The organism is Oceanobacillus sp. J11TS1, from assembly GCF_018333215.1.
In the GTDB taxonomy this organism is placed as follows: domain Bacteria; phylum Bacillota; class Bacilli; order Bacillales; family Amphibacillaceae; genus Oceanobacillus.
In genome coordinates, this window is the sequence record NZ_BORO01000001.1 from 375,223 (window position 1) to 387,773 (window position 12,551).

General features: G+C 37.6%; 10 protein-coding genes and 1 other annotated feature. Of the genes, 8 read left to right on the top strand and 2 right to left on the bottom strand.

Translation table 11 applies throughout. The annotated features are described in order from the left end of the window. Positions 1-46 precede the first annotated feature (46 nt). On the bottom strand, positions 47-526 hold the full coding sequence (locus KI343_RS01745) for a LiaI-LiaF-like domain-containing protein (RefSeq protein WP_212924702.1): 480 nt from the start codon (positions 524-526) through the stop codon (positions 47-49). 366 nt (positions 527-892) lie between these two features. Here KI343_RS01745 and hemA point away from each other — a divergent pair, with 366 nt between their 5' ends. From hemA to ysxE, 7 genes are all read left to right on the top strand, one after another. Continuing rightward, positions 893-2,266 carry a glutamyl-tRNA reductase gene (hemA, locus tag KI343_RS01750; protein WP_212924703.1) on the top strand — a complete coding sequence of 458 codons (1,374 nt, stop codon included), beginning with the start codon at positions 893-895 and terminating at the stop codon, positions 2,264-2,266. 191 nt (positions 2,267-2,457) lie between these two features. Next, on the top strand, positions 2,458-3,384 hold the full coding sequence (gene hemC / locus KI343_RS01755) for a hydroxymethylbilane synthase (RefSeq protein ID WP_212924704.1): 927 nt from the start codon (positions 2,458-2,460) through the stop codon (positions 3,382-3,384). Between the two features lie 2 nt (positions 3,385-3,386). After that, a complete protein-coding gene (locus KI343_RS01760) occupies positions 3,387-4,154 on the top strand; it encodes a uroporphyrinogen-III synthase (protein ID WP_212924705.1) in 768 nt (255 codons plus the stop codon). After that, the gene (gene hemB, locus KI343_RS01765) at positions 4,147-5,130 is read left to right on the top strand and encodes a porphobilinogen synthase (RefSeq protein WP_212924706.1); all 984 of its coding nucleotides are present in this window, start codon (positions 4,147-4,149) and stop codon (positions 5,128-5,130) included. The genes KI343_RS01760 and hemB overlap by 8 nt, the downstream gene beginning before the upstream one ends. A 48-nt stretch (positions 5,131-5,178) precedes the next feature. Further along, entirely contained in the window at positions 5,179-6,465 is a 1,287-nt protein-coding gene (gene hemL / locus KI343_RS01770; protein WP_212924707.1) for a glutamate-1-semialdehyde 2,1-aminomutase, read from the top strand. Positions 6,466-6,707: 242 nt separating this feature from the next. Beyond that, positions 6,708-7,877, top strand: coding sequence for a stage VI sporulation protein D (gene spoVID, locus KI343_RS01775; protein ID WP_212924708.1), 1,170 nt, complete (start codon positions 6,708-6,710; stop codon positions 7,875-7,877). Positions 7,878-8,054: 177 nt separating this feature from the next. Then, entirely contained in the window at positions 8,055-9,053 is a 999-nt protein-coding gene (gene ysxE / locus KI343_RS01780) for a spore coat protein YsxE (protein ID WP_212924709.1), read from the top strand. On the opposite strand, the gene KI343_RS01785 is transcribed toward ysxE, so the two are convergent. Next, entirely contained in the window at positions 9,050-9,238 is a 189-nt protein-coding gene (locus tag KI343_RS01785; RefSeq protein ID WP_212924710.1) for a hypothetical protein, read from the bottom strand. The two genes, ysxE and KI343_RS01785, sit on opposite strands and share 4 nt — an antisense overlap. A gap of 274 nt (positions 9,239-9,512) precedes the next feature. Further along, positions 9,513-9,772, top strand: a binding site (T-box leader). 72 nt (positions 9,773-9,844) lie between these two features. On the opposite strand from KI343_RS01785, the gene KI343_RS01790 reads away from it, so the two are divergent. Next, a complete protein-coding gene (locus tag KI343_RS01790) occupies positions 9,845-12,490 on the top strand; it encodes a valine--tRNA ligase (protein WP_212924711.1) in 2,646 nt (881 codons plus the stop codon). The last annotated feature ends 61 nt before the right edge of the window (positions 12,491-12,551 follow it).

Consider the following 12,551-nt stretch of genomic DNA (forward strand, 5'->3'; position numbering starts at 1 on the left):
TATAAAAATAAGGATACGGTTGGAAGTTTCGCTTCCAACTGTATCCTTATTTGCGTTTAAGTATAATAATACCTAAGAGGATGAGGAGAATAGGCCAAAAACGTTCAAAGAATACGACGATCGGCGCTAACCAGTCCGTATAAATAGAAAGTTGTTCCGAAAAGAGAAATAGCATCCCTAATAAAATGAAAACGAGCCCTGAGAAAAATCCTTTCTTTGTTTTTGTATAACGAATAATGAAGGAAAGTCCGACTATAATAAGGTAAACAGACCAATCATCTACCCAAAAGGAATAATGTTTTATTCCATGCAGATGAATACCGATGCCAAACAAGGCTGTACCGATAAATAAATTTTGATATGTTTTTGTTGTATAGCTATGAATAATAATTCCAAGACCAATCACGATTAATAAGGATTGCCATGAATAAAAGTCAACAAAGAATGGAATACGGAGTTCTCGAAGTAATAGAAAAATTCCAATCCCGATGCATAAATACGCAAGCAGTGAATGCTTTTTCCTCATAAAAGCACCTCCTTTTCTTTAGGTGTGACTGTATTGCATAACCCTAAAATCCCTATGGTGTAGGGACTCGTTAAAACGAGTTCCTTGCTATAAAAAGTTAGGTATGTTACATTACAGTCGGAATAGATTGTTGTATGAAGCGCCTTTTACTTAGAACGTTGAATTGAAACCATAATCTTGTTTTAAAGGTAGAGAAAGTTCGTTTTTTTTACGGGCACTCTATGCTTTTAGTTTGGATACTACATAAAAATTGTTTCAGATTCTGTTCACATTTTAGCACGAAAAGCATTTTATTACATGTTATAATGATTATTAGATAATAATAATAAAAAGTATAAATCATTTTATCGTAGTGGGGGTAGTACTGTGCATATTTTAAAGGTTGGTTTTAATTACAAAACAACCCCTGTAGAAATTAGGGAAAAGTTCACGTTTAATGAAGAACTATTATCACAAGCAATGGTTACATTAAAGGATCAGAAAAGTATTCTTGAAAATGTAATTGTTTCAACATGCAATCGGACGGAAGTTTATGCTGTTGTTGACCAATTGCATACAGGAAGATATTATATAAAACAATTCTTGGCAGATTGGTTTGGTACGGAAAAAGAATCATTTTCAACCTATCTGCATATTACAGAAAACGATGGTGCAATTGAACATTTATTTCGTGTTGTAACTGGACTTGATTCGATGGTGCTTGGAGAAACACAAATTCTAGGCCAGATAAAACAAGCATTTTTAACAGCACAGCAAGCTAATACAACAGGCACTATTTTTAACGAGCTATTTAAACAAGCTATTACATTCGGTAAACGTACGCATAATGAGACAGGTATAGGAGAACACGCCGTTTCCATCAGTTATGCAGCTGTTGAATTAGCGAAGAAAAAATTCGGAGACTTGCGTGATAAACATGTTGCTATTTTAGGTGCTGGAAAAATGGGCGAACTGGCAGCGAAAAACATACAAGGTGCCGGAGTAGCAGAGATTACTGTAATTAATCGAACAAAAGAAAAAGCAATGCTTTTGGCAGATAACATTAATGCAAACGCGGCGACAATGGATGAACTTTCCTCTGTTTTAACAGATGCAGATATTTTAATCAGTTCTACCGGATCAGAATCCATTATTTTATCCAAAGAAGACATCGAGAAGGTACAAAAGGAACGCGGACAAAAAGCATTATTCTTAGTTGATATTGCTGTCCCTCGGGATATTGAGCCAGAAATTGCAGATGTGGATAATGTTTCATTATATGATATTGATCATCTTCAACATATTGTAGATGATAATTTAGAGTCCAGAAAAGCAGCGGCAGAGCAAATTGAATTATTGCTGGAAGAAGAAATTGTTCATTTTAAAGAATGGATGAAAACGCTCGGTGTTATTCCTGTTATATCCGCATTACGTCAAAAAGCATTGTCTATTCAGTCAGAGACAATGAATAGTATCGAACGAAAAATTCCAAACTTAACAGCTCGTGAGAAAAAAGTACTTAACAAGCATACAAAAAGTATTATCAATCAGTTGCTTAAAGACCCAATTACGCAAGCGAAAGAATTGGCCGGTACAGAACAAGCGAAAGAGTACTTGCAATTATTTATAGATATTTTTGGAATTGAAGATGAAGTAAAAGAGGAACTTGAGAAACAAATGAAAAAAAACGATACATTAACCAAAATCACTCAAGAGGAAATTGCCTCTTTTAAAGCCGTTAAACGCGTAACGACTGCTTAATTAGGCTGGAATTGGTCATCCTGCATCATTTAAAACCAACCAGAAGGTAACCTATTCACTTTCTGGTTGCTTTTTATTGCACCTTAAAAATAATGAAGACTTGATGAAGTGAAGTATAAAGTAACTAGGGCAAACCGCCTTTAAGACTTGTTAAGGAAATTAAAGAGGGAAAGAATCAAGGAGGAAACATCGTGAGAAAAATAATTGTTGGTTCTAGAAAAAGTAATTTGGCAATTACACAAACGAAATGGGTTATTGATCAGCTAAAAAAAGCTGGTGTTAAAAATGAATTTGAGATTAAAAAAATTGTTACAAAAGGAGATCAAATTCTTGATGTAACGTTATCAAAAGTTGGAGGGAAAGGTCTTTTTGTAAAAGAAATAGAAAAGGCTATGTTTGAAAAAGAGATTGATTTTGCTGTCCATAGCATGAAAGATATGCCCTCTGCCCTTCCAGAAGGATTAGAAATTTCTACAATTCCTGTCAGGGAAGACCACCGTGATGCTTATATTGCAAAAGATAACGTGAAATTAGCAAATCTAAAAGAAGGGTCTATCGTTGGAACGAGCAGCTTACGCAGGGGAGCGCAGATTCTTGCTGCCAGACCGGATTTAGAGATTAAATGGATTCGAGGTAATGTGGAAACGCGTATCCGAAAATTAAATGAAGAGGATTACGATGCAATTATTTTAGCTGTATCTGGTTTAAAACGTGTTGGTTTAAGTGAGGATTTGATTACAGAATATCTCGATCCGGAAATCTGTGTGCCAGCTGTAGGGCAGGGTGCTCTTGCGATTGAAAGCCGTGCAGATGATACGGAGCTAAAAGAAATTGTCCAAAAAATTCATGACGAATATACAGAAAAAACAGTTTCTGCTGAACGTACTTTCTTACACCTCTTGGAAGGAGGCTGTCAAGTTCCTATTGGCGGCTATGCTTATTTAGACGGAGAAGAAATTGTATTAACCGCATTAGTAGCTACGCCAGACGGTAAAACGATTCTAAAAGAAGTTGTCCGAGGAAATGACCCCGAGCAAGTTGGTAAAGAAGCTGCAGAGACATTAATTAAGCAGGGGGCCAAAGAGATTGTAGAGCAAGTCAAAGAGGAGATGGAATAATCATGGGAAAGTCGCTTCATGGGGAGCGCATATTAATTACTAGAGAAGAGACAAAAGCTGCTGAGATGGCTGAAAAGGTCACAAATGTAGGTGGAATTCCGGTTATTGTCCCAATGATTGAAATCAATTTTATAAAGACCCTTGAAAATAATACGATATTGGAGCAGCTATCCGATTTTGGTTGGGTATTTATCACAAGTGCAAATGGTGTACATGGTTTTTTTCAGTTGCTCAGAAAACAGCATATAGAACTTCCGAAAGCATTAAAGATAGGAATTGTCGGGAAGAAAACAGAGGAGGTATTGCATTCGTATGGCCATACCGCTTCTTTTGTTCCGGCAACATTTGATGCGTCTACAATGGCGGAAGAGTTTTTATCTTTCTATAAATTAGATAAGCCAGTACTCTTAATTCGAGGTAATTTATCACGACCGACGCTTCCAGAAAAATTACGAGAAGAACAAATACCCTATGAAATTTTGGAAGTATATGAGACAACATACTGTAAGGAATCGAAACAGAAGCTGGATCAGGTACTCTCATCAGTGGAATATATAACGTTTACAAGTCCATCAACGGTAGAAGCCTTTGTTTTGTTAGCGGAATATATACCGGACACAGCAACTTATATTTGTATTGGCAAAACAACCGAAGAAAAGGCAAAAGAATTAGGAATTCCTAATTTATACACATCGTCTCCCTATACGACAGATGCGATGGTAACTTTAATAGAGAAGATAAGTAATGAAAGGAAGATTAATCATGAGTGAATATACATTTGACAGACATAGACGTTTGCGTTCATCCGTTTCGATGCGTGCACTTGTACAAGAAACACACTTACGGGCAACAGACTTTATTTATCCGATATTTGTTATTGAAGGAGAAAACGTGAAAAATGAGGTTTCTTCCATGCCAGGAGTTTACCAGCTGTCATTTGATAACTTATTAGAAGAAGTGGAAGAAGCATACCAGTTAGGCATACGTTCCCTTATTCTATTTGGCGTAGTGAAAGAAAAAGATGAAATTGGTTCTGGCGCTTTTCACGATCATGGAATCATTCAAGAAGCAACAAGAATGATTAAAAATAAGTATCCAGAAATGCTTGTTGTTGCAGATACTTGTTTATGTGAATACACTTCACATGGTCACTGCGGTGTCATTGAAAATAATGATGTTGCGAATGACGCTTCTTTAGAGCTGTTAGCTAAAACAGCAGTTTCGCAAGCTCAAGCAGGTGCAGATATTATTGCTCCCTCCAATATGATGGACGGTTTTGTTACCGTAATCCGTCATGCTTTAGACGAAGCTGGCTTTCACCATATTCCGATTATGTCTTATGCAGTAAAATATGCATCCGCTTATTATGGTCCTTTCCGTGATGCAGCAGACGGTGCACCTCAATTTGGCGACCGGAAGACATATCAGATGAACCCGGCCAACCGTTTAGAGGCAATACGCGAAGCAAGCTCTGATATCAAAGAAGGCGCAGATTTCTTAATTGTAAAACCGAGCCTATCTTATTTGGATATTATGAGAGAAGTAAGAGACAATTTTAATGTTCCTGTCGTTGCCTATAATGTAAGTGGGGAATATTCCATGATTAAAGCAGCTGCTTTAAATGGTTGGATTGATGAGAAACAAGTGGTTACAGAAACATTGCTCTCTATGAAACGCGCAGGCGCCGACCTAATTATTACCTATTTTGCAAAAGATATGGCAAAATGGTTGAAAGAAGAGGAATAAAAATCACTTACTAAAAATTTCACACACAAATTAATTAGGAGGATACACATGATAAATACAAAGTCAGTAGATGCTTATAAAGAAGCCGTTGATTTAATGCCTGGCGGTGTAAATTCGCCCGTTCGTGCATTTAAATCTGTAGGGTTAGATCCGATTTTTATGGAAAAAGGAAAAGGCTCTAAAATTACCGATATTGATGGGAATACGTACATTGATTATGTGTTAAGCTGGGGCCCACTAATTTTAGGGCATGCAGATGAGCGTGTGACAAGCAGCTTAAAAGACGTTGTTGAGAAAGGGACAAGCTTTGGGGCACCTTCTTTGTTGGAGAATAAGCTGGCAAAGCTTGTTATCGAACGTGTTCCGTCTATTGAGATGGTTAGAATGGTGAATTCAGGTACCGAAGCAACCATGAGCGCTATCCGTCTGGCTAGAGGCTATACAAACAGAGACTTAATTATTAAATTTGAAGGAAGCTATCACGGACATGGAGATTCCTTGCTGATTAAAGCTGGTTCCGGTGTAGCAACACTAGGTCTTCCAGACAGCCCTGGAGTGCCAGAAAATATTGCAAAAAATACGATTACAGTGCCATACAACGATATGGATAGCCTAAAACTTGCTTTTGAACATTATGGTGACAAAATAGCAGCTGTTATTATGGAACCTGTATGTGGAAATATGGGCGTAGTTCCGCCAAAAGACGGTTTCTTACAAGCTGTACGCGAAATTACAGAAGAAAATGGGTCGTTGCTTATTTTTGACGAGGTTATGACAGGATTTCGTGTAGGTTATCATAGTGCACAAGGTCATTTTTATGTAACTCCTGATTTAACTTGTCTAGGTAAAGTAATCGGTGGCGGGCTTCCTGTTGGAGCTTATGGCGGAAAACGAGAAATTATGGAACAAGTTGCACCGACCGGACCGATTTACCAAGCTGGAACATTATCTGGTAACCCATTAGCAATGACAGCTGGTTATGAGTCCTTATCTGCTTTGACAGAGGCTTCTTATGAGGAAATTAATAAAAAAGTTGACCGACTCGCAGATGGATTCCGCCAAGCTGCAGATAAATATGATATTCCGCTTCATATTAATCGTGCCGGTTCTATGGTAGGCGTATTCTTTACGGATCAAGAAGTGGTTGACTTTGAAACAGCTCAATCTTCTAATTTAGACTATTTTGCGCAATATTATCGCGGTATGATTGAAGAGGGCGTATTCTTGCCACCATCTCAATTTGAAGGATTATTCTTATCCACTGCACATACGGATGAGGATATTGATAAGACGATTGAAGCAATTCATACAGCTTTTTCTAAGTTTAAAAAATAATTTTGTAGTCTAAAAGGTTCATTTAAAACAAAAGCTTGTAATCTCTAACAGCTATCATGTTACGAATTACAAGCTTTTTTTGTTGTATCCAAATATTGTAAGCACGATGGACTTTTATAAACCTATTTCAAGAATACAGCCCTACAAGCAATTTATCCTCCTTAGCATATTCCCACTGGCTAAATCATATAAATGATAACGAATGATTCGCATCTGGACTGTTTGCGAGAGGAGGAATACATTTGTCAGTAGATTCTAATTCATTAATTTTTGAACTCGAAGAATCGCTGTTTTTCGAAAAAGGACAGGAAGTAGAAGAAATCAGGGGTATCTCGATTGAACCCGAAATAACGATTCAATCATTAGATAACTATATTTCTATTAACGGGGCAATCGAACTCCTAGGAGAATACCAGAGAGTAAACGTCGATGAAGAAGAGGAAGAAATCGTGGATTTTGATCAAATTCAAGCAAAGCGTTATGTAGAAAGTATTCGAGAGGTCAATGGACTCTATGTATTTACACATAAATTTCCTGTAGATATATCAGTCCCTCCACATCGAGTAAAGAATTTAGAGGATGTAACTGTTCAAATCGAGTCGTTTGATTATGATTTACTGGGACCGGATAGTTTGAGAATTACCGCCACGGTAGAAATTAAAGGAATTTTACAGGATGAAGCGTTTCGACCTGTTGAAGAGCAAGAGAATCTAGAGACAGCAGAAGCAAATCAAGAACAGGTGGGAGACATTTTCTCATTTGAAATCGAACATCCAGAAGAGGTGTTAACACGCAATGAGGAGAAAGAGAAGGAAGAGGAAGATATAGAGCAAGAGCAAGATATAGAGCAAGATAAAGATAAAGAGGTATTTGAAGAGGATCCAGATCGCTGGAAAATTAAATCACAGTCTTTATCTGAATATTTTCAGTCTCTATCCAAATCCGAGGAAACGGAGAAGAAAGAAACGGACGTGGAGGAGTGTGAAGAGGTAAAGAAAAAGGAGAAGAAAGTTGAACAAACGGAAGAAATAGAAGATGACGAACTAAGCTGGGACGTTGACGACGAATCAGAGGTAATTGATTATATAGTGGATACAGCCTTTCCAGATACGCCTAGGGAAGAGGAAATAGCGATGGAGAAGGAAGAAATGGAGAAAGAAGAATTGCTGGAGGAAGATTCAGACCAAGAGAAAGAACAATCTGAAAATGTATCCATATTATCCGAAATTTTCCGGGAAGCAGAGCAGGATCAATATGTGAAGATGCGGTTATGTATTGTACAGGAGAACGATACGATTGATACAATAGCCGAACGCTTTGCAGTCAGTGCGCTGCAACTAATTAAACATAATCAGTTAGAAGCGGATTCTGAAGTGAATGAAGGGCAGCTGCTCTATATCCCTGTAAAATAATAAAATAAAAAATCCTACACAAATAAAAGAAGCGATTATTTGTGTGGGAGGATTACATAATCAAATTTCTGTATTTTACTTAGGTGATTATAAAATTTAAGCAAAGTAGATTTCGATGTAGCAAAAATATCTAAAAGGCTGAGGATTATAATTTTTTCGAATGTGAGGTGACATGTAATGGATATATGGAAAAAAGTTCTTGAAGCGTATCATATCTTTCCAGTGAGTATCGAGAGACAAACAGAGCGCGTTGTCAAGGTATTTGATGGTATGCAAGAATACGCATTAAAGCGCAGTTTTTTAACAGAACAAACGATTGAGAATTGGCAGCATGTCTACCATATTGCTCGTGAAAAAAACGTGACGGAGGTTTTACCGGTTTATTTGACTAGGGATAATTCGTTGTTTCATAAGGAAGAGCATTTTTATTACTATTTAACTCCTTGGATTGATGCGCCAGTAATGACCGATCCTACGTATAATATAGAGAGAACCTTGCAGACGCTTGCGCAAATTCATAAGAAAACAAAGCAGAGCAGCCGCATCAAACCGGATGTTTTCAAAAAGTCATTTCAAGGATTTTCGGATTTTTGTAAGCAGTCTATAGATCAGCTCCATAAACGCGTTACGGATTATGAAAGCAGAAAATACATGTCACCATTCGAACTTCTTTATTGTACGCATTATAAAGGCGTTTGTCATGCTATAGAATTATTACAAGAAAAACTCGACCAAATTTATGGAGAGGAAGAGACTGAGTTTCCATGGTCAACAAGTTTATGTCATCAACAAGTCGATGATACGCATTGTAAGGGCGGATATTTAATTAATTGGGAATCAGGAGGATATGAACATCCAGCCCGAGATTTATCACATTATTTTCGTTCGTTAACTGGTTATTATAACCAACCTGAAAAAACCATCCAACAAGCATTTGATGTTTATCGGAAGACAAATTATTTAACTGTAAGAGAGATACACCTTGTTTCTGTTTATTTACTAAATCCATCGCCTTATTTAAACGTATTAGAAAATTATACGGAACATCGTACAAAAAAATCGATGATACATCAGATAAAACAGCTTCAGCAGCAATTTCGGCGTTTACAATTTGCTATGAATTGGGTTGACTTCGTACAAGAAAACTATGAGTCGAAGGAGAATCAGCCAGACTAAATCCATTCCATATAAAAAGCAACAACCAATCCAATCAGTATACCAAGAACCAAGATATCAAGCGTTGTGGGGATTAAAAGCGTGCGAATCAGCTGGAAAATCATAATCGGTGTAGCAACAGTTTCAGCAACAAAAATACATTTTCTAGCCCAAGGTGGAAGCCGGTATCGATATAATCGAGACATATTTTTCCCTCCTAAAAAATCAAATAAAGTTAGGCTTTTCGAATTTGATATATTATGTTATGTATAAAGTCATAAAAAGTGTGTCAATAATATAGATACACTTTTTACGTTGCGTTCATCGTTTCCTGATGAGAAAAAGAAAACGGTATTATCCAATCCGAGAAGCGTTTTACTTTAATACTGTATAGGAAGTTGCCTAATTTCAACAAATAAATCAAAATTTAGTTGACGTTATGCAGAGGAAAAGATAAAATAAATACTACTAAGAAAACATGGAAATACGTTGATGAGAAGTAGTAGAGAATAAACGCTCTTAGAGAGGGAAATCTTGTGGTGAAAATTTCCTGAGAAAGTTATTCTTGAAGTCGTCTCTGATGTAGAGTCTCTGAAATGAAAATTGTAGGAGATTCCGGTTGTCAACCGATATCAATGACCTTGAGTGTGCTTTTTAAATCTCTTCAGCTAATGCTGCATGAGGTTATGTTCATAAGCAAACAAAGGTGGTACCACGGAAATAACCTTTTCGTCCTTTATTTATAAGGATGGAAAGGTTTTTTTAGTTTTCCGCGGAATAAGTTTTGAATGATTTAAGGAGGTTTATAGAAAATGACAGAAAAACAAAATCAGCTTCCCCCAAAATATAATCCGCAAGATGTTGAAGCTGGCAGATATCAATTTTGGTTAGAAGGAAAATTTTTTGAAGCAAAAGATGATCCAGAGAAGGAGCCTTATTCCATCGTTATTCCGCCGCCAAACGTAACAGGCCGTTTGCATTTGGGGCATGCTTGGGATACAACGATGCAAGATACCATTACACGTATGAAGCGGATGCAAGGCTATGATGTATTATGGCTTCCTGGAATGGACCATGCGGGAATTGCTACACAAGCAAAAGTAGAAGCAAAATTAAAAGAAATGGGAACGAATCGCTATGAATTGGGACGTGAGAAGTTTCTTGACAAAGCATGGGAGTGGAAAGAGGAATATGCAAGCTTTATTCGCTCGCAGTGGGAGAAACTTGGACTCGGTTTAGATTATTCTCGTGAGCGTTTTACGTTAGATGATGGATTATCCGAAGCAGTCCGCGAAGTGTTTGTACGGCTTTACGAAAAAGGACTCATTTATCGCGGGGAATATATTATTAACTGGGATCCTTCCACAAAAACAGCACTTTCTGATATTGAAGTTATTTATGAGGAAATCCCAGGGAAGTTTTATCATATGCGTTATCCGATTAAGGATAGTGATGAAACCATTGAGATTGCGACAACACGTCCAGAAACAATGCTTGGGGATACTGCTGTTGCAGTTCATCCGAAAGACGAACGCTATCAGCATTTAATTGGTAAAACTGTTATTTTACCGATTGTAGGAAGAGAGATACAGATTGTTGCTGATGACTATGTAGATATGGAACTTGGATCTGGAGCGGTTAAAATTACTCCAGCTCATGATCCAAATGACTTTGAAATTGGGAATCGTCATGATTTAGAGCGTGTGCTTGTCATGAATGAAGATGGTACAATGAACGAAAACGCTGGTAAGTATCAAGGACTAGACCGTTTTGAGTGTCGCAAGCAAATTGTCAAGGATCTGCAAGACTTAAATGTACTGTTTGAAATTGAGGAACGTCCGCATCAAGTTGGGCATTCTGAGAGAAGCGGAGCAGTTGTTGAGCCATACTTATCTACACAATGGTTTGTAAAAATGGAGCCGCTGGCAGAAGAAGCTTTAAAAATGCAGGATTCTGATGAAGAGAAAGTGAATTTTGTTCCGGACCGATTTGAAAAAACATATTTCAACTGGATGGATAACATTCGCGATTGGTGTATTTCTAGGCAATTATGGTGGGGACATCGTATTCCAGCATGGTATCATAAAGAAACGGGAGAAATCTATGTAGGTAAGGAAGCACCTGAAGACAGTGAAAATTGGGAGCAGGATGAGGATGTATTAGATACTTGGTTCTCTTCTGCACTATGGCCATTTTCTACAATGGGCTGGCCAAATGAAGAATCAGCAGACTTGAAACGCTATTTTCCTACAAATGTGTTAGTTACAGGGTATGACATTATTTTCTTCTGGGTATCCCGAATGATTTTCCAATCCAAAGAATTTATGGGAGAACGTCCGTTCGAAGATACGCTGTTACACGGTTTAATCCGGGACGCAGAAGGAAGAAAAATGAGTAAATCCTTAGGCAATGGCGTAGACCCAATGGATGTAATCGATAAATACGGTGCCGATTCCCTGCGTTATTTCTTAATGACTGGTTCAACCCCTGGTCAGGATTTGCGATTCCATTGGGAAAAAATCGAATCCACTTGGAATTTTGCCAATAAGGTATGGAATGCATCACGTTTCTCATTAATGAATATGGAAGGCTTCAAATATGAGGATATTGACCTGAGCGGTAATCTTTCTGTTGCTGACAGATGGATATTAGCCCGATTGAATGCAACCATTGACCATGTTACAAGAAATGCTGATAAATATGAATTTGGAGAAGCAGGCAGACATCTCTATAACTTTATTTGGGATGAACTATGTGACTGGTATATCGAAATGGCAAAACTGACGCTATATGGCGAAGATGAAGCGAAGAAAAAGACGACACGTTCTGTTTTAGCGCATGTTTTAGATCAGACAATGCGTATGCTGCATCCATTTATGCCATTTATCACGGAGGAAATTTGGCAGCAGCTTCCGCACGTTGGGCCATCTATTACGGTTAGTGAATGGCCAAAAGTTAATCCGGACTTTGAAGATAAAGAAGCAGTATCAGAGATGCAGCGCTTGGTTGCTATTATCAAATCGGTTCGTAACAGCCGTGCTGAAGTGGATACACCAATGTCGAAGCAAATCGATATGCTTATCTCTGTAGAAAATGAAGTTCTCGTTCAAGAATTAGAGAAAAACAGGGAATATTTGGAGCGTTTCTGTAACCCTGCCTCATTACAAATTGCAGTTAATATAGAAGCTCCCGATAAAGCGATGACTTCTGTTGTAACTGGCGCAGAAATCTTCCTTCCACTAGAAGGTTTAATTGATTTTGATAAAGAGATTGCGCGCTTAGAAAGCGAACTTACAAAATGGAACAAGGAAGTAGAAAGAGTACAAAAGAAACTTTCGAATCAAGGCTTTGTAAGTAAAGCACCAGAAGCTGTTGTAGCAGAAGAAAAGCAGAAGGAAAAAGACTATTTGGATAAACAGGCCAAAGTAAAAGCGCGTTTAGAGGAATTAAAGAAATAAATAAAAAATATAAAGAATTTAAGTGAAGTAAAAACGCAACTTGGCAATCCTGCAGCTTTAA